Consider the following 21,399-nt stretch of genomic DNA (forward strand, 5'->3'; position numbering starts at 1 on the left):
TCTCATCTCCACTCTCTGATGGTTACGATGAGCCTGAAATCCTCCGCTACGCAATCAACCTAGTCTGTTCCATGGGTGCTGATGGCGGACAGTTTGCGATTGGGCAGAGCCGGATTGAGAGGACCGAGGTAGCCATTCGCATCGGCGGTTTAACCGTATCCGCTGAGCCGACGGCTAAAGATCGCGCGTAAAGGGTGGATTCGACCTTATGCGGACAGCTTTGGCTGGACCAAGAACAGTTTGTTTGCGCTGACAGCAAGAGGCGCTTGCCCGGTTCTTCGCGTGGCTTTGGTTTCGGGTTCGCAAATCCGCGAAATGGCGCTTAACCATCTTGAGGGAGTTTTATTCTCGCCCCCTCACCGTGGCGACATGCTATTCATGTCCCCTTCAATGAGTCCTTTTGAGTTCGTGTTTACCGCAAACGCCCACGATAGTGGGCCTGATTGAGCGGCCCAGTGCCATTGCCAGCGACATCGGCACTAAGCTGATTAATATGATGGGCTTGGATGTTGGCAGCGAACCCTGAGACAGCGGCGCCAAGTAAAGTCTCTAATCAGCCGCTGAAGCGTATGAGTTCAACGGCAACTTGCTGTCCCCAGTTGGCTCTTCCGTCAGTTTTTTTTGGCCGTGGTGGACGTCCGATCTCGGTCGCGCCCGCTTCAGAGATTGGAAGCCCGAGAAACTTTTAGCCTACGCCGTGGAGGAGTGGATCAATCTGTCAACATTATCAATAAGTTGAGCATTCCCAACGTGCACCTTGCGAGCAATTCGCCTCGAAAGCCTGCAAACTGCGGTGAAGCTGACTTGCATATCGGCGATCCAAACGGCGGTTTTGTCCGCAATCTGTGAGTTCGACGAGGCCCGGAGTTCGCGCTTGCGGCGAATGTCCGGAAAGCGGGCTGCAACCGCAGAATTCAGGACTAAGGTCGAACGGCAGGATTGGGCCGTCCACGAGGGCCGAAATATAGTAGGCATTCGATCTGATGTTTAACCACCTCCAACTGCGGTTGTGAGCGGTCTTTGTAGCAGCGCCGTGATATCCCGCCATCGAACCATCTTCCATACGTGAGCGATCATTCAAGACAAAGGGCGACGGTGAAAGCTCGGTCAGGCCTCAGCTATGATGGTTTCATCTGCGAATGCTGCAACTCTCTCAGCAGCCTCCAGCGCGCCTTCAAGAAATCCGCCAAACCCGCGTGCGGTTTCGGTCGAGCAGAAATGCACACCCCGTTCCGCCAAGCTGCCGAGGATTGAAGGCAAGCCGTAGCTTGGGTGGAAGCGCACCGGAACGCGATCCTGCGTGCGGGAGATTTCCGGGATTGTGGCCCAGTCCTGCAGTTCCAGATCGAGGGGCTGCGCCATCTTGGGGCCAAACATCGCCGTAAGTTGCGCCAGGGCATCGTCCATCATGGCGTCCTTGTGTGCCTCGCGCGTGTCGGCGGGATAGCCGACGAAACCGAACAGCGCGTAGGGACCGCCCTTCATGGGAGAGGCGTCGTGGATTTCGACCATAGGGCCGCGATGGCTCATGGCGTCACCCGAAAGCCCGGCATTGCGCCAGTGGGGCTCATCGTAAACCGCGAGGATCTTGGCCTGCCCCGCCATCCAGGTCGGGACGTTTTTCAAGGCCTGGATCTGTGCTGCATCCAGCGCCGGCTCGAATTTGACGGTTTCCGCAATCACCCGCGGCGGGATCGCCAGCATGATTTGCCGGGCTTCAACGGAAAGGGCCGTGCCGTCATGGTCGAGAGATGCAGTGATCATGCCCGGAGAATGATTGACCGATTTGAGGCTCGCCTGTGTCAAGACGTGACCGGCAACCAGAGATCCGGCAAGCGCGTCGATCATGGCGCCCATGCCCCCGGCAAGCCGGTAGGAGCCCTGCATCGAGGCATAGCCGCGGGCACGTTGGACGGCGCCGGACTGGTCCTGATACATCTGATCGCCGGTGGCAAACTGTTCGAACACCGGGATTCGGAAACGCCGGGCCAAGGCGGCCATTCGCGGCTGGCCGGGCCAGAACCAGGCCGGGCCAAGGTCGAACTTTCCGCCCGACAGGTCTTTGGTCAGGATGCGCCCGCCCAGGCGGTCCTGCGCTTCGATCAGAAGGAAATCCGTGCCGTTTCGTGTCAGCTGATCGGCAAGGGCAAGGCCGGAGAGACCTCCGCCAACAATCAGAGTATCGGTTTGCATCAGAATGCCTCCCCTTTGGGTCTGAGATCCAATTCGTGGGTCCAGGTGGATTGCGGTTGGTTGGCCAGCGCCAGATAGGTCTGAGCGATGTCCACAGGTTTCATCATCCGCGCCGGATCCATCTTGTGCAGATCCCGGCTGGCCCTGGTGTCGACGATCCCGTCCAGAATCACATGCACCACATGCACGCCTTGCGGCCCATATTCGCGGGCCAGGGATTGGGTCAGCGCCCGCAAACCTGCCTTTGCCGAAGCGAAGGCTGCAAAGTTCTTGCCGCCGCGCAGGCTGGCCGTAGCGCCTGAGACGATGAAAGTGCCGCCCCCGGTATCGACCATCGCCGGCAGGACCCGGTTTGCCAGGTTGACGGTGGACAGGACCATGGCCCGCCAGGTGGCCTCGAAATCCTCGATGCTGGTGTCCTCGAACGGCGAAATCACAAGTTTCGCGGTGTTCTGAACAACAAGCTTCGGCGCGCCATGGGTGCAGATAATGTTGCGCAGCTTGGCCTTTGTGTGTTTCGGATCCGCCAGGTCGACTTGCAGAATTTGGTCGGCACCCGACGGGATCGTCCGGTTCAGACCAAATGACGTATAGCCATTCTGACCAAATGCCGAAACCAGCGTCTGCCCAAGCCCCGGACCGGCGCCAGCGACAATTGCAAGGGGTTTGCCCATGATCCTATCCTTTGCCCGGGATGACCGGCGGTTCTGCCAGGTGGTCGGATTTGACCCATAGATGGGCACCTTCCGGCCCGGCCGTGGCATCGAGCGCCATACCCGGCGGCAGACGCAGCCACGAGTTTTTCCCGAAGACCTCTCCGCCTTCGGTAAAGCTGCCTTCGATCACCAGTGCCTCGAACCCCTTGTGGTCGGTCACATTCACATTGGCCGATGCATCCCAAAGCTCGATCCGAACCCTTTCACGGGAATCCTCGAACAACGGGATTTCGGACACGCCCTCAGTGACCGGGCGCGGCGCCTCAGCGGTAGTGTCGATGGTCAGTTGGGTGCGATCATCCGGGTCGAACTGCCAAAGCTTGACCAGGATCGTTGCCCCGTCCGCCGCGCTTGGCGTATGCGACGTGGTCGGCGGGTTGCGCACATAGGTGCCGACGGGAAAATCCCCGTGCTCGTCCTGAAAGACGCCGTCAAGCACCAGAAACTCTTCGCCACCGGTATGGGTATGGGCCGAAAAGGCGCTGCCTGGTGCATAGCGGACAATCGTTGTTGCTCGTGCAACCTCGTCGCCGATCCGGTCGAGCATGCGACGGTCGACACCCTTCATTGGCGAGGGGACCCAGGGCTCGTTCTCCGAGTGGACGACAGCGCGTTCATCAAAGTTTGCATTGATTTCCATGGCTCATTCCCTTTCTCAAAGGTTGATCTTCATGCCGACGGCAATCGGCACAACCCGTTCGCCGTATTGGCGTTCCAGCGCGTTTGTCGCACGCCAACCTGTGCAGTGGCCGGGCATGATCAGGTCGATGTCGAACTGCGCAAAGTCGGCGACGGTCCGGTCGATGATCTTTTCGTTGCCACCGGCAAGGTGAAAGCCGCCGGTTAGGCCATGGATCGGCACTCCGGGGATATCCCTTTGAGCGGCATGAAGGACATTGACGATACCCGCATGGCTACAGGCCGAAAACACCACCAGCCCTTTGCCCGCGATGTTCACTGCCACATAGCGTTCGTCCATGAGCAACGGGTCGTCTTCCCAACCCGCGCCGTCTTCGGTGCGGCGGACATGACCCGGAAATCCGACCTCGTAATCCGTGACACGGGGAATTTCGCCCGAAATATAGAACATATCGTCCAGCACGCTGACCGGTTGATCCGTAACAACGGGTGTAGCCCCCTGCGCAGCCAGGGCTTCGGGCGTGGCGATTTCGCGAATTTCGATCAGTTCCCCCGATGAAAGCGGAAAGGCGCGTTTGCGGAACATCCCGGGATGCAGATAAACCGGTAACTCGCCGGTCTGGCCATCCTTGCGGATCAGGTCGATTGCCGCTGGAATGCCGCCTGCATGGTCCCAATGCCCATGCGACAGGGCGATCGCCTCGATGGCTGCAAAGGATTTGCCAAGGCGTGATGCGTTGAACTCGACGGCAAAATCCACCGGCCCGGCGTCAAAGAGCAATGTATGTTCCGTCACACCGCGCCGGGCTGTGATGATCAACGCCAAGCCGTGATTGGCACAACACTGACCGGCGCCCGAGATTTGCTTCATCCCGACGTTGTGGAGGTTGATCCACTCATGGGTGAACCCCTCGGGCACGCTGGACAGGCTGTCCGTCCGGTTGTCGATGAGAACGAGAATCTCGACACTGTCGATGGGTTGCAGATCGGCGGACATGGGACTTCTCCATTTCGAATTGCCGGGGCGGACAGGTGCCCGCCCCGACGTAAGGCGTCAGGCAGCCAGGCGCAGCTTGAGCGCTTCCGCGAGTGGTGGTGCCGACGCCGGGCTTTGGCCGGTCATCAGGGCGCCATCTTCGACCACGTTGGCCTCCCAGTTGGCCTTGCTGACGTAGGTGGCGCCACGGCGTTTCAGTTCATCTTCGAGAGAGAACAGAAGGTGATGCAGAAGCTCGATCTCACTGTCTTCGTCGTTCTTGAAACCGGTCAGGCTGAGGCCCTCAACCAGGTAGCTGCCGTCTGACTTCTTGATATCCCGCAGTATGGCCGGCGCGTGGCAGACCATCGCGACAGGCCGTTCGGATTCGTAGAACTCCCGGATCATCTTGATAGCATGGCTGTCCGACGCCAGATCCCAGATCAATCCATAACCGCCGGGTACGAAAAGCGCATCGAAGGTCGAATAGTCGATCTCGCGCAGTTTGCGGGTATTCTGTACCGCGAACATGGCCACCGGATCGTTGAAGAAGCGGTCAGTGTTTTCGGTAGTGAACGGAGCCTTCATCGACAGCAGGTCAATCGGCGCGTTGCCGCCTTTGGGCGAGGCAAAGACAACCTCATAGCCCGCTTCCGTCAGGACGTAATACGGGGTTGCGACCTCTTCGAACCAGGTGCCGGTTTGCTTGCCCGAGATGCCCATTTCGTCAACGGACGACATGACCAGCAAGACGCGTTTTTGTTTGTTTCCAGTAGCCATCAGCGTGATCCTTTCATCAATATCTATCTATCACTAGGTAGATAACAGTTAGAAGTTGATTCCTGGGCTGTCAACGTTTATCTATCAATCGGTAGATTGGAGGTAGTCATGCCACTGACAATGAAAGAAAAAATTCTTATCGCCGCCGAGAAACGCGTGCGCAGCGCGGGCTTTTCGGAGATGAGTTTCCGTGACCTGGCGAACGATGTGGGAATCAAAAGTGCCAGCGTACACTACCATTTCCCCACCAAACCGGATCTCGGGGAGGCTCTCGTCACCCGCTACGCCGAGCAATTCAAGGCAGAACTGGACAAGATTGACCTGAACGATCTGCAAACCGCTCTGGACTGCTTCGTTTCGCTCTACTCCAAAGCGCTTGTGCTGAACGAATCGATATGCCTTTGCGCCGTCATGGGCGCCGAGGCCATTGGACTGCCGGAAAACATCAACCAACGCACAAAAGCCTTCTTCGAGATGAACAAGGCATGGCTCCAAAATCTGCTCGTCAAGCATGGGGTCAAGGATGCCGCTGACAAGGCAAACCTCATCGTCGCCGCCCTTGAAGGGGGCATGATCGTCGCATCAGCGTCAAACGATCGATCGATGTTTGAACAGGTTGCCAAAGCTGCAATTCGCGGCGTTGGTACGATTTAGGAACAGAAGCTAGCAGTGCGTCCCATGCGCAGGGGCGGGGATCTGTTGCAAACCTTTGACTGTTGACGCTCATAAGTGCTTCGAGTGAATGGATATCGGAATATTGAAGTCGAAAATTTGCAACAGATCCCAGCGGGGTCTACACCTTCAGAACCGGGGAATACAGATCGCAAGTTTAAGTCCGAGAGGCTTCAAACGCCGCCCATGCTTTTTCGAAGGCATCGAAATCGAACCCGGTTGCGCGGGCGGGATCCAGAATCAGTTTTTCGGTTTCAAGCAATTTGATGATCGCCCGTTCAAGCTTGCCCACGACTTCGGGCGGGATAACCAGCGCACCATGACGGTCCGCGTGCACAAGATCGCCGTTCTGGATCTTCAGACCAAAGATAGAAACCGAGGTGCCGATTTTGCGCACATGTACGAACCCGTGACTGGGCCCGATTGACCCGGCAACAACCGGGAAGTTACCGGGTAGATCGCCCAGGTCGCGCATTACCCCGTTGGTCAGCGCACCACTGATGCCGAAGCCCTTGTGGATCGTCGTATTGATCTCACCCCAAAAGGCGCCGATGCAATCTGGATAATCCAAATCCTCAACCACGGTGACAGCCGGGCCGCTCCCAGTTGCCATATGCCTGTAATAATCCATCCGACGTTGGCGGATCTCCTCAGGCGGTTCTGACGGCGGGTTCACGGCGGCAATCTTCGCGGTACGGGCATATCCAACCATCGCGCCCGCATCGGGATCAGAACATAACATCGTGCCCCGGGTGAATTCACTGAATCCGCGCTTGCCCTGCGCCACTTCGATTGCGTTACAAACAGTCGGCGTGTCGATCTTTTTCAGCAGGTCCAGCAAGGATTGGTTCATATCAACTCCAGCCAGCGGATCAAAGCCGCCGTTGTTTGTCGCGGTTGTTCCAGTGTCGGCAGGTGGCCGGCGTTTTCTATGATTTCCAACCGGCTCTGTGGCATCAGATCGTGCATCAATTCATGCCTTGAAACAGGGCACAGGGCATCGTCGCGCCCGCAGAGAATGAGTGCTGCGTCGGTGAAGTTGCGCAGAGTGTTGCTCTGGTCAGGGCGATCACGCAGAGCTTTAGATTGATTGACAAAAACGTCCGGGCCAAGATCCATGGCCATATCCATGCACAGGTCCAGAATGGCGGCGCGGCGCGGACCTTCAGTCAGGTAGTTCGGTTTCATCTCTTCGGCCATGACCTTGCGCAGGTTGCCACGTCCGACCGCATCGATCTGAGGGCCGCGCCTGGCTTTGACCTCGTCCAATTCAGCAAGCGGGTTCGTGTCCATCAACGCCAAACCAGCCACACGGTCCGGTGCCTGACGCAGGATTTCCATCCCCACAATGCCACCCATCGAGAGTCCCGCCAGAGCAAAGCGTTCGGGCGCATAGGCTAACACATCGGAGGCCAGCGCCCGCATCGTTTCATGGCCTCCGATTGGTGCGCACAGGATCGGGTACTTGCCTGACAAAGCGTCGATCTGCGGGGTGAACAACCGCGCATCGCACATCATTCCGGGCAGGAGGATAAGCGGCGTCATTTAACCAGGGCAGCCCCTTCGGCAAGTGCGCCCAGCTTGGCGTAGGCGATATCCGGATCTACCGCACCAAAGCCCGCAAAGGTGCCAAAGCCGCAATCTGATCCGGCGATTACACGCTCATTTCCAACTATGTTCGTAAACCGCTCGGTACGCTGAGCAATCAGTTCCGGGTGTTCGACAAAATTCGTCGTGGTGTCCACCACACCGGGCACAAGAACCTTGTCACCCGGAATTTCACCCTTGCGGTCACGGAACACCGTCCATTCATGCGCGTGTCGCGGGTTAGAGGTTTCGAACAGCACATAGCGCGATTTGGTCGACATCAGCGTCGAAAACACCTTGCCCATGCCGATGTCGCAGCAATGCGGCCCCTCGTAGTTGCCCCAGCAGATATGGACACGCACTTTGTCAGATGGGACATTCTGCAATGCGTGGTTCAATGCCTCAACATGCATGTTGGCGATTTTCACGAACTCGTCGTCGGACAGATCGGTGAACAGCATATGGCGCGACAGGGCCAGATCGGGGCAGTCCAATTGCAGATCCAGACCCGCACCAACGATGGTCTCATATTCTTCCTTCATCGCATCGGCCAGCGCGGCCAGATAGGCCTCGCGCGTCGGATAGAAATCATTTTGCAGAAACAGGGAAATAACTCCGGGGCTGGCGGCGTTCATAAAACCGCGCTCGACCCCGTGCTCGGCCATCGCGGCTTTGAGATTGTCGATGTCCTTCTGCAGCTCACCCTGCCCTTTTGAGCGCACCTCGCCCACACACATGGGTCGAGCATACTGGGGCGTTCCACCGTCATCGGCCAATCGTTGCAGAAAGCCCGGAAACATCTTGAGGTCAGCCGGCGCATTGCGCGCGCTGTCACCTGCAAAGCCGGTATAGCGGTCCTTGACGTAAGTGGCGTAAGAGATCTTTGAGGTCTCACCGTCCGAGACGATATCAACCCCAGCCTTGACTTGTTTCCGCACGGTCTCGGACACGGCCGCTGTCATGCAGGCGTCAAATGCAGCCTGATCGAACGGTTCCTCTCGCTCGCGTGCAAAGATGAAGTCAACGACCTCCTGATTTCGTGGCAGACTTCCCACATGGGTGGTTGAAACGCGGGTCATGTTAGGATCTCCATTCAAATCTAGGTCCATCGCCGGGCCGGAAAGCCGGCGATGGATGTGCTGCGCGCGCCCCGATTGAAACCGGGACGTGTAATTTCGGCGTTATTCTCCTGTCCAGGTCGCCCCAGCAGGGTCGTCGGTTGCGGTGATCCGGTACAGACCCGCTTGCCCGGTCATAGACGGTTCAGCGCTGTAGCTTTCACCGGGCAGAACCAGAGCGGTATCACCGTTGGACAGGGTAACCTCGACCTCATTGATCTTGATGCGCCAATGGCCACTCGCCGGCATCAGAACCACGGGTTTGTCCGCCTTGACCAGTTCAGCCACAGCCGAACCGCGCGTCAAAAAATCAACCTCGAAACCGGGCTTGTCTTTGATCAGGCCATTTTCACCGATCACAACCGCAGGTTTGTCCGCTGCCAGCGCCATCAGGTCCCAGTAGCGAGCGACGTATTTGCCGATCACCGCATCAACGGGAACCTCAGGGTAGGCTTTCAGTTCTTCCTCGGTCAGTAGCGGCATCGGCTGCACATTGTGTGGCAGTTCCTCACCCTTTTTGCTATCGTAAAGGACGCCGTTATTGCCCAACATCAGGCCATGGGCCTGCGCATCCTGAATGACTTGCGGAGCCCAGGTCACGCCGCCACCGGCATCGTCGCCACCAAGCATCGACATGATCATCCCATAGTCCTGGCCGACATTCTCGAAGCCGCGGAAGATCCCGGTCGGGATGTTGAAGATGTCGCCTTCTTCAGCGATGAACTCACCTGCCGTGCCATAACGACCCCAGAAGAACCGCCATCGACCTTTAGCAACAAAGAACACCTCGGCGGTGGTGTGGCTGTGCAGCGAGTTGCGGCATTTCGGCGGTTGCCCCGCTGCGCCGATGTTGAACCCGATCTTGTCGGTGATGTGGACGTGTTGATCCGGGCTTTCGCTGACCCCACCGCCAATGATTGTAAAGTTCTCCTTCTGGTCCGAGCCAGGCGTGTGCGCGTCGATGAACGCGGTTTTACATGGCTTCAGTTCGCCATAACGGACGATGCGGCTTTCGATGGTACTCATATCTTTTCTCCTTTTGATTTGGGTTTGATCGGATCAAACCAAACCACCCGGCGGACGATTGTTCAGTCGCCGGGCGCGCAGGCTGGCGCGATGGGCGTGGTACCGCCGCAACGCCTGCCCGGCATCCAGATTTGAGATACGGTGCGACATTCTAGAGATCGCCGGTTTTCAGAAGAATCTGTTTCCAGATCGAGGTTTCGTCAAACAAGGTGTATTCCTTGCGCAGACCCCATGGACCGAACTCGGCCTGGCTGATGCCCAGCACAAAGACCTCGGCCCCTGTGGGCACACCGAACACGCCCCAGCCGTCATGTGTGCCATGCAAAGACCAGCGGATCGCGGCGCGCGGCGGCATCATCGGGTCATCACGGCCGATCTGGTGGTGGATCTTGAATTCGGCACGTGGGAACGCCGCGCGCAGGCCCATCCAGAACCGATCAACCGGCCCCCAACTGTGGCCGGTCTTGCCCCCGGGATATTCTGACAGAACAGCGCGGTCGTATTCAGCCTCGATCACCCTCATATCGGCATTCATGATCCGGGTCAGGATATCCGCGTATTTCTGGCCCCATTCATTGTCATTGCCACGGCCTTTATAGGGGCCGGGCTGATCGTTCGCCGGTGTGAAAGGTTGCACGCAGGCGTCAGCCCCACCCTCGCGCGCGATCAGATCGCGGGCATATTCCTTGGGGTCCCAACCCATCTGCTGCACGATCGCGCTCTGGTCGCGGATGAGCCACTCATCGTTGATCTGGTTGTTGATGGCGTGGCAGTCGGCTAAAATGCGGTAGACCAGTTTCTTGCCGGTCGCCTTGCCATACACACCGTCACCCAGATGGGTCGCTGTGGACAAAAGGCGATGCGACGACAGCATGCCCTCTTCCGGCGTTCCCGACCAGATCACATCCTCACCCAACAGCGTTCGATCAGGGAATTCTGCCAGAGTTGCCATAGTGGCAGCAATGACATTCTGGTTTCCGACAACCACCGACCCAGGTGATCGCACGACGATGTCCGGGGCGTAATAGTCGTGCAGCGTGGCAATGCCACGATCTTCCCAGATTTCTTTGGTAATCCCGATTATGTAGTCGGGGAAATCTTTAAACTTGGGATCAAATCCCTTCATGTCTTCCATCCTTCAGGTATGCGGGCGGAGCCGCGTACAATTAGCGGTCCGTCAATCTCGACCCGACGCGGGCCGGCATCGGGGTCCTCGATCTTGCCGAGCAGAATATCGACAGTTTCGGTGACCATGCGATTGGCGGGCTGTCGGATGGTGGTCAGGTTGTAGGCTGGCCATGAGGCGACAGTGACATCGTCATACCCGATGACCGAAACGTCGCCTGGAACATTCAGCCCCAATTCGAACCGCAGCGTGTCCATCACGGAAACGGCCATGTGATCGTTGGCGACAAACACCGCATCAGGCGGATCGGCTTCGAACATCCGCAGCGTGGCTTGCCGGGCTTCTTCCGTCGAAAAGTTTCCTACTTCGCGGGCGTGCAGCGTAACCCCGGCTTTCTGCAAGGTCGCAACAAACCCTGTTTCGCGGTCACGCTGGGTCGAAGCTCCTTCCCACCCGGCGATATATCCGATCTTTTGGTGCCCAGCTGCCAACAGGAACTCGGCAGCCTTTCGACCACCGGCAACGTTGTCAGATGTAACTGACGACATTGCCGTGTCGTCTTGTGCCCGATTGAACAACACCATCGGTATACCGGCCGTTCGGCAGCGGTCTGACAAATCTGAGGACAAAGCCACCGAAGCGGCGATAATCCCTTCGACCTGAAAGTCGAGTATTTCCTCGACCACATTGTCGATGTTTCCTGATTCATGCGAGGCCATGAATATCAGCACGTGGTATCCACGTTCCTGTAACGTGTTTGTCAGCTTCTCCAGCGCCTCGGGATAGAACTGGTTGTTCAGATAGGCCACGACAAGCCCGATGATCCGGCTTTTCCCGGACACTACAGCGCGGGCCAGAACGTTCGGGCGATAGCCCAGTTCCTTGGCCGCCTTGCGCACCTTTTCAACGGTTTTTTTCGACGCAGACGCGCCGGGGGTGAACACACGGCTGACCGCAGATTGGCTGACCCCGGCGAGACGGGCAACTTCCAGTGATGTAACTTTTTGTGTCGCCATCAGTCTGCCGTCCAACCTCCGTCAACCATCAATGCCGTGCCCGTCACCAGCGCCGACGCATCCGATGCCAGATAAACCACCGCCCCCATGATGTCTTCAACCTCTCCGGGGCGACCCAGTTTTATCTTGTCCAGAATCCAGGCCCGCTTGTCCGGATCGTCAAAAGTCGACTTTGTCAGATCCGTCAGAATGAAGGTGGGGCAAATCGTGTTAACCCGGATCTTTGCCGGTCCGAACTCAAGCGCCATCGCCTTGGTGAAGCCTTCGACCGCGAATTTCGACGCACAATAAACCGCGCGTTCGCGACCACCAACATGGCCCATCTGGCTAGAGATATTGATCAGCGAACCGGGGCGGCCAGCGTCGAGCAGGCCTTTGGCAACAGCCTGGGTCAGGAAATAAGCACCTTTGACATTGACGCCTATCACCGCATCGAAATCTTCCGGCTGTGTTTCCACGGCCTTGCTGTGTCGGGCAAGCCCGGCTGAGTTAAGCAGAATATCGAACGGCCCATTTTGCGCTACGGCTTCAGCGGTTGCCGCCACGTCCGAAACATCCAGTTCCAGAACTCTGGCAGACCATCCCTGCGCCGACATATCTTTTGCAATATCCTGAAGCGCACCAGCACGGCGCGCCGCCAAAGTGACCTCAGCACCATGTTCCGCCAGCGCCACAGCGCAGGCCATGCCTATGCCCGACGAGGCTCCGGCGACCAAAGCTCGCTTGCCGCTCAGGTCGAAACTGGGGGTGCTGGGAAAATGTGGCATATCAGACCTCGCCGACCGGGAATGGGATGGTGCCGGGTACACGTGCCTTATTGAACTCACGCAGTCGGGCAAAAACATCTACGCCCAATTGCCGATACACATCCAGCAGATCGACCAACACCCAATTCTCGCGGATCAGCCCACCTTCCAGACGCCAGAAATCAAGTGACTTCAAAGTGATCCGTTTGCCCGAAGGCGCAATCCCCATCCAGCCGTCATGGGTGACGGTCTGGATCATGTTCGGCCAGCCGGTCACAGCGGCGTAGTCGCCATCACCAAAAAAGTGAAAGGTGATCTCGTCGGCATACTGACCACGATCGGGCATTCCGTTGAGGAAGGGAATCTGGTGCCAGTTGCGGAATCCCGCGATACCGCGCGCTGTCCCGATCCCTGCGGGACCGTACCAGTTCATGCGCGGATGCCAGAACCGCTCCATCTCCATCACTTCGGGCCCACCCTGGCTGGGGTGTTTCTCAAGATGTTTCAGCATGTCGACGATATGATTGCACGAGGCCAGAGATTTCACCTCATCCCACGGTCCGGACACAACGCCATCCAGAGTCGCCGGGCCGGGAATGCAGAACTCCAGCCCCAGAGACGGGGCCATTGGCCAGGCATTCGCCTGCATCATGACTTCGGGAACGTCCCAGAGTGCCTGAATCTCGACAACCTTGCCATTTTCAAAGCGGTAGAATTCGTGGAACCGCATGTGGGTCAGATGCCCGGTCGGCGGGATGTCCAGCCAGGGGGCGACGAAGGTGCCGAAGTAGTGGCCGCCGCAGCCAACCCAGTCGTTGCCCTGTTCTGTCCGACCACCCATGACGATCCAATCGCGACGCTCAAGATCGGGCATGGATTTCAGAAGTGGCGCGTAACAGGTGTCATAGAGTTCCTGCGGGCCGGTCAGATCTCCGAATGGATACAACATGTGGATGGCAGCATCGGGCGCGATCACCGCCTCCAGCGCCGCTCGTACTCCGGCTTCGTCGAATTTATACATTGCCTCGCGCAGGGGCGCGATCAGGACCTTGTGGGTAGAGTGAGTATCCATTGCGAAATCTCGCATTATTTTAACTTCTTATCCAAAAAATTCTGTAGGGCCCCGGTCGAATCCCTGCGCAAGATTCGTCACGCTTACGAAGTCGCATCGGCCGTCTCGCGGTATGGTGCGCCTTCACCATAGGGCACGTTGATGCCCCCATAACGCCGGACACGGATGTTGCATTGTTCGGCATGGCCGACAAAGCCTTCCAGCATACACAGACGTGAGCCGTATTCGCCGATCATCGCTGCGGCCTCATCAGTGACGACCTTCTGATAGCTGTGGGTTTTCATGAATTTGCCGACCCAGAGCCCGCCGGTATAGCGCCCGGCCTTTTTGGTCGGCAGTGTATGGTTGGTACCGATCACCTTGTCGCCGTTGGCCACGTTGGTGCGTGGACCAAGGAACAGCGCACCGTAACAAGTCATGTTTTCCAGGAACCAGTCGTCGCGATCTGTCATGACCTGAACGTGCTCGGACGCGATGTCATCGGCCACTTGAAGCATCTCGTCATAGGTGTCGCAGACGATGACCTCGCCGTATTCCTCCCAACTGACCTTGGCAGTGCCGGCGGTGGGTAGGATCCCGAGGATACGGTCGATCTCGCTCAGTGTCTCTTCGGCCAGTTTGCGCGAGTTGGTGACCAGAACGCAGGGGCTGTTATATCCATGCTCGGCCTGTCCCAGCAAATCGGTCGCACAAAGCTCGGCGTCCGCAGCAGTTTCATCGGCGATGACCATCGTCTCGGTCGGACCCGCGAACAGGTCGATGCCCACCCGGCCAAACAGCTGGCGCTTGGCTTCGGCCACAAAGGCGTTGCCGGGGCCAACCAGCATGTGAACCGGATCAATGGTCTCAGTCCCTATCGCCATGGCACCGATGGCCTGGATACCGCCCATAACATAGATCTCATGCGCGCCTCCTAGATGCATCGCTGCGATCACGGCCGCATTGGGTTTGCCTTGGAAGGGTGGGGTACAAGCTATGATGCGCGGAACACCGGCGACCTTGGCAGTTGCCACTGACATATGCGCCGAAGCCACCATCGGGAATTTGCCACCGGGGACATAGCATCCCACTGACTGAACAGGGATGTTCTTGTGACCAAGGATCACTCCTGGCAGAGTTTCAACCTCGATATCCAGCATCGAGTCGCGTTGTGCCTGCGCAAAGTTCGTCACTTGCTTCTGCGCGAATTTGATATCGGCCAGTTCGCGTTCAGTCAGCGAGTTGATCAACTCGTCGATCTGATCCTGGCTCAGGCGGAAGCTTTCCGGCGAGTAGTTGTCGAACTTCTCTGACAGCTCGCGCACAGCGGTATCGCCGCGGGTTTCGATATCCGCCAGCGTTGCTTCGACAACAGCTCGGGTTTTGGCATCGTCTTCCGCCCGATCAGCTTCAGGTTTGCCGCGTTTCAGGTATTCAATAGCCATTGTCTCTATCCTCAGTTTTCGGGCCGGGGTGGAGTTTTTTCTCCCCGGTCAAATGCTTCCCAGCCTTCGCCATTGAACAGATCAACGCCAAGCTGCGCGGCGACATGGGCGAAATCGACGTTCACCCAGTTGTCAACGATCTTGCCATCGACGACTTTCCAGAAATCCATGTACCGGATCTCGACCCGCTTTCCCGTCGGAGCGATGCCCAGGAACTCGCCCGAATGAGTTGCCTCCTGTCGGCCAAAGGCCGCAGCCCATTCGCCCATATAAAGCCGGGCCTCATCAATGCAGGTCTTGTCCGAGAACGCCGCCTGAAACGGGCGTTGCCAGTTTTCCTGAAACTCCTTGAGCCCAGTTTTGGTGCCGCAGCCCCGGTTGCCGATCCAGCGGAACCCTTCTGCGAAGAATTCGCCGATATCGTCGATGCGGTGATCGTTCAAACCATCGACCATCCCCTCGATCACGGCGCGGGTCTCGTCGGTTTTTCTCATGTCCGTGTCACGTGTCAGCACGGCCTGTTCGGGGCGGGAGCCCTTCATGTGTCTTTTCCTTTTATGGATACCAAGGGGTTTTCTGTCTGGACGGGGACGGTTGGTCGGCCGTCAGAAAATCCCTTGGCATCCGGTTGAGCGCCGGGTGGCGCGCAATGGCGTTATGTCTGGCGGAACAGCTCATCGGGTCTGTTCAGAAATTTGGGCAAAAAGGTCGTAACCCAGTTGCAACAGCAGATGTGGAATATCGAGCATGCACCAGTTCTCGATGATCTTGCCGTCTGCGCAGCGCCACCAGTCGCAGTCACGCATAAAAACGCGCTTTCCCGTTGGCTCCAGGCCCAGGAAGGATTTGACGTGGACGCCGGTGATCTGCGGCCAGCCGCACAGGAATGCATAGTCGCCATCCCCGGCCTTGCAATTCGAGCCGACCCCGGTGACGCCTGCGTCCCTGCCGTCACCCCAGCCTTCGAACGTGTCCTCGAAGGGGGATTGGAAATCGGCGAAGGCATCGACCGTGGCATAGGATCCCAGCCCGCCGGGACCGTACCACACCATTCGGTCATCCCAATAAGGCCGCCAGCTTTGGTCCTCGGTCGTCAGCTGTACTAGCATGTCCTCGACCAGATCTGCTGTGGCGCGTGACTGCGCTGGGTCTGATGGCCCAATGACGATGCCGTCATGAGTTGCCGGACCCGGCACGACACCTTCATAGCCCTGCAGTTCCAGCGGCCAGAGGCCAAGCGCGATGATCAACTCGGCAAAGCCGAGAAAGACATAGGATTCGACGATCTTGCCATCTTCCATTCGGTGGAATTCACCAAAGCGCAGAAATGCCAGTTTGCCGCTGGGTGGAATACCACAAAGCGGTCGCTTGAAATGACCGTGGAAATACCCGGTCGAGGTGACCCACTCGCTTCCCAGGTATTCGCCACCTGTGACCACATAGTTCTGACGGGTGAGCCCCTCGAACGCCTCTGAAATCGGCAAGATGACAGAGCTGACGTAGCCGTTGCCATCAGGGGCTGCATTGATCGGATGGCTCGCTTCGGTAGTGGCCGTTGCGGCGAAGATCTCGCTAGCGGCCGTCTCCATGGTTTCGCCGAGGCCCTTATCAAAGCTTTCGAGAAACTGACGATAAAGCTGTTTGTTTTCAAACGTGGTTTCGGTAGCGATGCCCATGGCGGGGCGGTTTGAGCGTGCGTTCATGCCGCTGTCCTTTTTCAAACGGATTCCAATTTGCGTTGATGCTGTGCTGGCACGAGGACCTGCGCGCATCAAGGCAAATGGAATTCGTCCCGGCCGTCGGGCCCGGCGCGCAGCCAAGTTCAGGCTGGCTGCGTGCGCATGGGCAGATACGGACTGAGGATGAGTGCGCCCCATTTATGTCAGCCTTTCACAGCCCCGGCGGTCAGGCCGCCGACGATCTGACGCTGGAAGAACATCACCAGTATGAACAGCGGAACAGTGGCTGAAACCACGGCTGCAACAGCGAACATCACGTTGCCCTCGGTTTGCGTTGTACCGAGAAACGCGGCAATGGCAGGCACCATAGTACGGTTGCTTTCAGACAGCAGCATCGCCCCCACGGCAAAGTCGTTATAGGCCAGAAGGAACGAGAACAGCCCGGTCGTGATGACGCCTGGCCACATCACCGGAATGATCACACGTCGGAAAGCCTGAAACTGGTTGCATCCGTCGACCTTGGCACTTTCATCCAACTCGCTCGGGATGTTCTTGAAGAAGGAATGCAACATCCAAAGAGTGAACGGCTGGTTGATCGCCACAAGCACGATAATGGTGGTTGGAAGAATTCCCCAAACATTCCATTCAAAGAAGGGTAACAGATAACCTGAGACCAGAGTGATTGGCGGCATTGCACGGAAAATCAACGCTGTGATCAAAAGCCAGAATGTGTAGTTGTAAGTAGACCGCGAAAGGGCATAACCCCCTAAAGTCCCGATAGTCAGTGAGATGGTAACAACAAAGAAACAGACGATCCCGGTGTTCAGAACATTTCGCCAGAACTCTTCCTGAATCCAAGCACCCTCATATCCGGTGGTGGTGAACGGCGAGCCATAAACCGCTTCGGTTCGGGCACCAGTCAGGGCGTTGGTCCAGTCAGCGATCGAGAAGAAATCCAGTTCGACCTTGAACGAGCCCCAAACCGTCCAGAGGAACGGAAAGGCGGCCAGGATAAACCATAGGAGCACAAACAGGGATGAGGCGATCCGAAGGCTTGTAGGCATTCTTTGTGCGCGGCTGGCCATATTATCTTGCTCCTTTGAAATCGCGCCAGGTGCGGACAAGCACGGGCGACAGAAGAATGGCGACCCCGAAAATCGTCATCACAGAGGTAGCGGCAGCGGAAGACAGTTGCCGAGTCTCGCCACCGAGATCGTAGAAGATGAAGGTGCTGAGTGATTGCGCATGCGCTTGTGCACTGAAGCCGATGATAGGTTCAAACACCTTGAAATTGTCCATCAACTGGATCAGCGCAACAAATGTGACCAGGGGCATGAGATGGGGCACAACCACGAATTTGACCTGCTGCCAGCGCGTCGCCCCGTCTATCTGGGCGGCCTCAATCTGGTCTTGGGGCAAGGTTTGCAGGCCAGCATAGAACACGACAAAGGCAAAAGGCGCAGCGTGCCAAACACCATAGACCATCAGCGCTACCCACATCAGCCCTGTTGATGCTTTCAGGCTGAAATCCGGATCTCCAGCAAGATATACGAGGGCGTTGCCGATCACCCCGCGACTGTCAATCATCCAAAACAGGATGAGCGAGCCGATCAGCGGGGTCACGATCATGGGCAGAAGAGAGAAAAAGATCATCAGACCTTTGAGTTGCCTGTGCAGGGAGTTTACCGCCAGCGCAATCACCAGCCCCAATACAATTGTGAGCGGTGTCACGACAGCAACGAAGGTCAGCGTGAATGCCATCGCCCGGTAAAAGGGCAAATTGCCGAGTTCCGAGAAAAAGCCGCCCCATGTTTCATTCGCGGCCCAGATTTGACCAATTTCCTGTATCGCCAGATGGCCTCGGTTAAAGTAAATGTCCAATCCCACAAACCGGCCCAGAGGTTGCTCGGCGCGAAGCGCCGCGGTGGCCTCTTGATCAACAGTGGTCTCAGTTGTGCATCCGATAAGCGGGGTGCAGTTTTCGACCTCTAACAGAACAGCCGGATGGGGTGCGAAGATCGATTGAGTCACCACCGAGACAATTGGCATTGCAATGAACAGAAGCATCGCGAGTCCTGTGGGCAGGAAGAACCAAAGGAATGTCTTATGGCGCATGTTGCAATCCTCGTGTCAGTGGGATTGCGCGGGCGGTTATCAAAGGCACCCGCGCAATAGGCTTCTTATTGCAGATAGCCTTGCTCGATGGCGGCGGCACGATAGGCGGCTTCTACATCAGCCAACGCTTGTTCCGCGCTTTCCTTGCCCTGCATGAAATCAGCAAGTTCGTTGCCAAGTGCGCTGTGCATGAGCCCCATGTACGGTAGCATCGGATAGGGTGGTGTGCCCATTTTGGCCGCAGCAAACACACCCTCGGCATCTTTTCCCGGCTGGTAGCCTTCAATCAGCCAGACCGCCAACGGCGTGGTTTCATCGTTCAGCATGTCAGGACGGATGCCATGTTTCATTGCAATGAATGTGGCCTCGGCCTCTTCATCTGAGATGTTCTTTCCGACAGTCCAACCGTCCCACCACAGGGTCGTTGCAGGGATATCTCCGCCACCAACTGTCAGCGGCGCGCCAATCGCATGGCCGTCGATTACCTCCTGCAACACACCTTCGGTGGTGGTTTGCTGCGATGCGCGCGAACCCCACATATTCATGATTGCAACGTTGCCAGCACGGTATTCGGCATTGGTGGCGTTGGAGTCATGAGTCAGGAAGTCGGGGTTCATGTATTCCGACAAAGCCTTCATCATATTCAGGGCGTTGACACCGGCCTCAGAATTCACGTTGGGTTCGGCCGTACCGGGTTTAAAATGGCTGCCGCCATAACCAAGGAACATATTGTTGAATTCCTGCGCCAGGTTCCAACCCGATGCATAGGCTCCACCAACCGGGTTTTGCATAATACCCTGCGCACGAATGGCCTCGGCCACCTCGAGCATTTCCTCATAGGTAGTCGGGACTTCCACACCGGCTTGCTCAAGGATATCCTTGCGGTACATCAGATGCTGCGCGTTCGCCATGAAGGCGATAGCCATGATGTTGTCGCCAATCTTGATCAGCTGCCCAGGCTGCAGGTCCTGACCATACTTTTCCACCAGATCATTGAGCGGACGAATAACGTCTTCGTTCATCAGTGCCACAACCGAACTATTGGCGATGATTGCGGTCGTGTATTCCGACGGATTGCCCGACAGGCCAGCCACGTTGATGGTCTGGTGCTCGGATGTCAGGTTGGATTCTACCGACGCCCCGGTGCATTCCTTCGCTCCGGCTGCGACGGCCTGGATGGCCGCAAATTCATTGCCGACTATGTTGACACGTGCGCCGATTTCGCAGGCATATCCCGCGCTTGCGGCAAAGGCGGCTACCGAGCCGGCCAATGCAATTTTCTTCAGAAACATCAATATTCCTCCCTAGATGGATGGTGCATCTTCGAAGTCTGCACCCAGATTACCCCGTCCCAACGGGTGTTGTTTGCGGTTCTCAGCCTTCCAGGCGAGCCCCGGTTTTCGCATCAAACAGATGGCAGTGATCAGTATGGATATGAATCGAGACCTGATCGTCGATTTCGGCCCGATAGGTTTTGTCGGCCTTGACCGAGACCAGCGCACCACCGATCCGAACCGAAACCATGGTGCTGTCGCCCAACAGCTCTTGCGTATAGATCGGCGCGTTGATCTCGCCGCCACTTTCCACAACATTTGCGTCCTCGGCGCGAAACCCCAGCGTGATAGGACCGTCCGGCGCGTTCAACCCGTGCACCTCTGTGCTTTGGGCGCGGAACACGCCACCCTGAACCTCGCCATCGACAAGGTTCATTGCCGGGTTGCCGATGAAGCTGGCCACAAATGTATTTGCAGGTTCATCGTAAATATCGGTTGGGGAGCCAACCTGCTGAACCACACCTTGCTTCATGATCACCACCCGATCAGCCAAGGTCATTGCCTCGATCTGGTCGTGGGTCACATAGATCGTGGTGACCGCCAATTCGTGGCTCAGGTTCTTGATCTGCGCGCGGGTGGAAACGCGCAGTTTTGCGTCAAGGTTGGATAGTGGCTCGTCCATCAGAAACACGTTCGGCTCGCGCACAATGGCACGAGCCAGGGCAACCCTCTGACGCTGACCGCCAGACAGTTCCGCCGGTTTGCGGTGCAGGAAGTCATCCAGCTCGACCATCGCCGAAGCGCGCCGCACTTTTTCGTCATGGGTAGCAGGGTCAATACCGCGAACTTTCAGCGGGAAGCGAATGTTCTCATATACATTCATATTCGGATAGAGCGCGTATGACTGGAACACCATCGCGACATCGCGGTCTTTGGGCTCCATGTCATTTACTCGGGCGCCATCGATCAGGATATCCCCCTCAGACGCGTCCTCGAGACCAGCAATCATGCGCATTGTCGTGGTCTTTCCGCAACCTGACGGCCCAAGAAGTACCAGAAATTCCTTGTCGGCTATTGTCAGGTCAAAATTGTCAACTCCAACAAACGATCCCCAACGCTTTCCAACATTGCGAAGTTGAATTTCGGCCATTCTGTCCTCCCTGCTGCTCGCATCGTGCATACGCTTGCAAAACCATAGACAACAAAAGAAACATCTGGCAAGCTTTTTTTGCATGCGTGT

At 57.2% G+C, this 21,399-nt stretch carries 22 protein-coding genes; 2 read left to right on the plus strand and 20 right to left on the minus strand.

What is annotated here, in order from left to right:
* Nucleotides 1-191, plus strand: a 191-nt coding sequence (locus tag ACR0AD_RS18515; protein ID WP_480488940.1) for a hypothetical protein, incomplete at its 5' end; no start/stop codon positions are given.
* A gap of 916 nt (nt 192-1,107) precedes the next feature.
* On the opposite strand, the gene ACR0AD_RS18520 is transcribed toward ACR0AD_RS18515, so the two are convergent.
* Genes ACR0AD_RS18520 through ACR0AD_RS18540 form a run of 5 tightly spaced genes read right to left on the minus strand, consistent with a single transcriptional unit; the run spans nt 1,108 to nt 5,304 of the window.
* Nucleotides 1,108-2,193: a flavin monoamine oxidase family protein gene (locus ACR0AD_RS18520; RefSeq protein ID WP_480488938.1), complete on the minus strand. Its 1,086-nt coding sequence runs from the start codon at nt 2,191-2,193 to the stop codon at nt 1,108-1,110.
* Nucleotides 2,193-2,867, minus strand: coding sequence for an SDR family NAD(P)-dependent oxidoreductase (locus ACR0AD_RS18525; RefSeq protein WP_480488936.1), 675 nt, complete (start codon nt 2,865-2,867; stop codon nt 2,193-2,195). Before ACR0AD_RS18525 ends, ACR0AD_RS18520 begins: the two co-directional genes overlap by 1 nt.
* A gap of 4 nt (nt 2,868-2,871) precedes the next feature.
* Nucleotides 2,872-3,549: a cupin domain-containing protein gene (locus ACR0AD_RS18530; RefSeq protein WP_480488934.1), complete on the minus strand. Its 678-nt coding sequence runs from the start codon at nt 3,547-3,549 to the stop codon at nt 2,872-2,874.
* A gap of 15 nt (nt 3,550-3,564) precedes the next feature.
* On the minus strand, nt 3,565-4,545 hold the full coding sequence (locus ACR0AD_RS18535; protein ID WP_480474286.1) for an MBL fold metallo-hydrolase: 981 nt from the start codon (nt 4,543-4,545) through the stop codon (nt 3,565-3,567).
* 57 nt (nt 4,546-4,602) lie between these two features.
* The gene (locus ACR0AD_RS18540) at nt 4,603-5,304 is read right to left on the minus strand and encodes a type 1 glutamine amidotransferase domain-containing protein (RefSeq protein ID WP_480488932.1); all 702 of its coding nucleotides are present in this window, start codon (nt 5,302-5,304) and stop codon (nt 4,603-4,605) included.
* A gap of 108 nt (nt 5,305-5,412) precedes the next feature.
* Between ACR0AD_RS18540 and ACR0AD_RS18545 the strand changes: the two genes are divergently transcribed.
* Complete coding sequence (locus ACR0AD_RS18545; protein ID WP_480484710.1) at nt 5,413-5,958, plus strand: TetR/AcrR family transcriptional regulator; 546 nt, start codon at nt 5,413-5,415, stop codon at nt 5,956-5,958.
* Between the two features lie 175 nt (nt 5,959-6,133).
* Here ACR0AD_RS18545 and ACR0AD_RS18550 read toward each other — a convergent pair whose 3' ends face one another.
* From ACR0AD_RS18550 to ACR0AD_RS18620, 15 genes are all read right to left on the minus strand, one after another.
* On the minus strand, nt 6,134-6,829 hold the full coding sequence (locus ACR0AD_RS18550) for an RraA family protein (RefSeq protein ID WP_480484711.1): 696 nt from the start codon (nt 6,827-6,829) through the stop codon (nt 6,134-6,136).
* Entirely contained in the window at nt 6,826-7,521 is a 696-nt protein-coding gene (locus ACR0AD_RS18555) for an alpha/beta fold hydrolase (protein ID WP_480484712.1), read from the minus strand. Before ACR0AD_RS18555 ends, ACR0AD_RS18550 begins: the two co-directional genes overlap by 4 nt.
* Nucleotides 7,518-8,642: a cobalamin-independent methionine synthase II family protein gene (locus tag ACR0AD_RS18560; protein ID WP_480484713.1), complete on the minus strand. Its 1,125-nt coding sequence runs from the start codon at nt 8,640-8,642 to the stop codon at nt 7,518-7,520. Before ACR0AD_RS18560 ends, ACR0AD_RS18555 begins: the two co-directional genes overlap by 4 nt.
* 102 nt (nt 8,643-8,744) lie before the next feature.
* Complete coding sequence (locus tag ACR0AD_RS18565; protein WP_480488930.1) at nt 8,745-9,707, minus strand: cupin domain-containing protein; 963 nt, start codon at nt 9,705-9,707, stop codon at nt 8,745-8,747.
* 151 nt (nt 9,708-9,858) lie between these two features.
* Nucleotides 9,859-10,833, minus strand: coding sequence for a nuclear transport factor 2 family protein (locus ACR0AD_RS18570; RefSeq protein ID WP_480488929.1), 975 nt, complete (start codon nt 10,831-10,833; stop codon nt 9,859-9,861).
* Nucleotides 10,830-11,849, minus strand: a complete 1,020-nt coding sequence (locus ACR0AD_RS18575) for a LacI family DNA-binding transcriptional regulator (RefSeq protein ID WP_209599322.1) — start codon at nt 11,847-11,849, stop codon at nt 10,830-10,832. Before ACR0AD_RS18575 ends, ACR0AD_RS18570 begins: the two co-directional genes overlap by 4 nt.
* Entirely contained in the window at nt 11,849-12,616 is a 768-nt protein-coding gene (locus tag ACR0AD_RS18580) for an SDR family NAD(P)-dependent oxidoreductase (protein WP_480484716.1), read from the minus strand. The genes ACR0AD_RS18575 and ACR0AD_RS18580 overlap by 1 nt, the downstream gene beginning before the upstream one ends.
* A 1-nt stretch (nt 12,617) precedes the next feature.
* Nucleotides 12,618-13,667: an ester cyclase gene (locus ACR0AD_RS18585; protein WP_480484717.1), complete on the minus strand. Its 1,050-nt coding sequence runs from the start codon at nt 13,665-13,667 to the stop codon at nt 12,618-12,620.
* 83 nt (nt 13,668-13,750) lie between these two features.
* Nucleotides 13,751-15,091: a histidinol dehydrogenase gene (gene hisD, locus ACR0AD_RS18590; RefSeq protein WP_480488927.1), complete on the minus strand. Its 1,341-nt coding sequence runs from the start codon at nt 15,089-15,091 to the stop codon at nt 13,751-13,753.
* 11 nt (nt 15,092-15,102) lie between these two features.
* Entirely contained in the window at nt 15,103-15,633 is a 531-nt protein-coding gene (locus ACR0AD_RS18595; RefSeq protein WP_209507348.1) for an ester cyclase, read from the minus strand.
* Between the two features lie 132 nt (nt 15,634-15,765).
* On the minus strand, nt 15,766-16,794 hold the full coding sequence (locus ACR0AD_RS18600) for an ester cyclase (RefSeq protein ID WP_480488925.1): 1,029 nt from the start codon (nt 16,792-16,794) through the stop codon (nt 15,766-15,768).
* Between the two features lie 179 nt (nt 16,795-16,973).
* On the minus strand, nt 16,974-17,855 hold the full coding sequence (locus ACR0AD_RS18605) for a carbohydrate ABC transporter permease (protein WP_209507350.1): 882 nt from the start codon (nt 17,853-17,855) through the stop codon (nt 16,974-16,976).
* A gap of 1 nt (nt 17,856) precedes the next feature.
* Nucleotides 17,857-18,885: a carbohydrate ABC transporter permease gene (locus tag ACR0AD_RS18610; RefSeq protein ID WP_480488923.1), complete on the minus strand. Its 1,029-nt coding sequence runs from the start codon at nt 18,883-18,885 to the stop codon at nt 17,857-17,859.
* A gap of 65 nt (nt 18,886-18,950) precedes the next feature.
* Nucleotides 18,951-20,177, minus strand: coding sequence for an ABC transporter substrate-binding protein (locus tag ACR0AD_RS18615; RefSeq protein ID WP_209507352.1), 1,227 nt, complete (start codon nt 20,175-20,177; stop codon nt 18,951-18,953).
* 82 nt (nt 20,178-20,259) lie between these two features.
* A complete protein-coding gene (locus ACR0AD_RS18620) occupies nt 20,260-21,309 on the minus strand; it encodes an ABC transporter ATP-binding protein (RefSeq protein ID WP_209599329.1) in 1,050 nt (349 codons plus the stop codon).
* Nucleotides 21,310-21,399 lie beyond the last annotated feature (90 nt).

The sequence above is a fragment of the Ruegeria sp. BH8 genome (assembly GCF_056538065.1).

Excerpts from the sequence above, each read along its gene's own strand:
- ACR0AD_RS18520 (WP_480488938.1), bottom strand. The coding sequence starts at position 2,193 with ATGCAAACCGATACTCTGATTGTTGGCGGAGGTCTCTCCGGCCTTGCC.
- ACR0AD_RS18525 (WP_480488936.1), bottom strand. The coding sequence starts at position 2,867 with ATGGGCAAACCCCTTGCAATTGTCGCTGGCGCCGGTCCGGGGCTTGGG.
- ACR0AD_RS18530 (WP_480488934.1), bottom strand. The coding sequence starts at position 3,549 with ATGGAAATCAATGCAAACTTTGATGAACGCGCTGTCGTCCACTCGGAG.
- ACR0AD_RS18535 (WP_480474286.1), bottom strand. The coding sequence starts at position 4,545 with ATGTCCGCCGATCTGCAACCCATCGACAGTGTCGAGATTCTCGTTCTC.
- ACR0AD_RS18540 (WP_480488932.1), bottom strand. The coding sequence starts at position 5,304 with ATGGCTACTGGAAACAAACAAAAACGCGTCTTGCTGGTCATGTCGTCC.
- ACR0AD_RS18545 (WP_480484710.1), top strand. The coding sequence starts at position 5,413 with ATGCCACTGACAATGAAAGAAAAAATTCTTATCGCCGCCGAGAAACGC.
- ACR0AD_RS18550 (WP_480484711.1), bottom strand. The coding sequence starts at position 6,829 with ATGAACCAATCCTTGCTGGACCTGCTGAAAAAGATCGACACGCCGACT.
- ACR0AD_RS18555 (WP_480484712.1), bottom strand. The coding sequence starts at position 7,521 with ATGACGCCGCTTATCCTCCTGCCCGGAATGATGTGCGATGCGCGGTTG.
- ACR0AD_RS18560 (WP_480484713.1), bottom strand. The coding sequence starts at position 8,642 with ATGACCCGCGTTTCAACCACCCATGTGGGAAGTCTGCCACGAAATCAG.
- ACR0AD_RS18565 (WP_480488930.1), bottom strand. The coding sequence starts at position 9,707 with ATGAGTACCATCGAAAGCCGCATCGTCCGTTATGGCGAACTGAAGCCA.
- ACR0AD_RS18570 (WP_480488929.1), bottom strand. The coding sequence starts at position 10,833 with ATGAAGGGATTTGATCCCAAGTTTAAAGATTTCCCCGACTACATAATC.
- ACR0AD_RS18575 (WP_209599322.1), bottom strand. The coding sequence starts at position 11,849 with ATGGCGACACAAAAAGTTACATCACTGGAAGTTGCCCGTCTCGCCGGG.
- ACR0AD_RS18580 (WP_480484716.1), bottom strand. The coding sequence starts at position 12,616 with ATGCCACATTTTCCCAGCACCCCCAGTTTCGACCTGAGCGGCAAGCGA.
- ACR0AD_RS18585 (WP_480484717.1), bottom strand. The coding sequence starts at position 13,667 with ATGGATACTCACTCTACCCACAAGGTCCTGATCGCGCCCCTGCGCGAG.
- hisD (WP_480488927.1), bottom strand. The coding sequence starts at position 15,091 with ATGGCTATTGAATACCTGAAACGCGGCAAACCTGAAGCTGATCGGGCG.
- ACR0AD_RS18595 (WP_209507348.1), bottom strand. The coding sequence starts at position 15,633 with ATGAAGGGCTCCCGCCCCGAACAGGCCGTGCTGACACGTGACACGGAC.
- ACR0AD_RS18600 (WP_480488925.1), bottom strand. The coding sequence starts at position 16,794 with ATGAACGCACGCTCAAACCGCCCCGCCATGGGCATCGCTACCGAAACC.
- ACR0AD_RS18605 (WP_209507350.1), bottom strand. The coding sequence starts at position 17,855 with ATGGCCAGCCGCGCACAAAGAATGCCTACAAGCCTTCGGATCGCCTCA.
- ACR0AD_RS18610 (WP_480488923.1), bottom strand. The coding sequence starts at position 18,885 with ATGCGCCATAAGACATTCCTTTGGTTCTTCCTGCCCACAGGACTCGCG.
- ACR0AD_RS18615 (WP_209507352.1), bottom strand. The coding sequence starts at position 20,177 with ATGTTTCTGAAGAAAATTGCATTGGCCGGCTCGGTAGCCGCCTTTGCC.
- ACR0AD_RS18620 (WP_209599329.1), bottom strand. The coding sequence starts at position 21,309 with ATGGCCGAAATTCAACTTCGCAATGTTGGAAAGCGTTGGGGATCGTTT.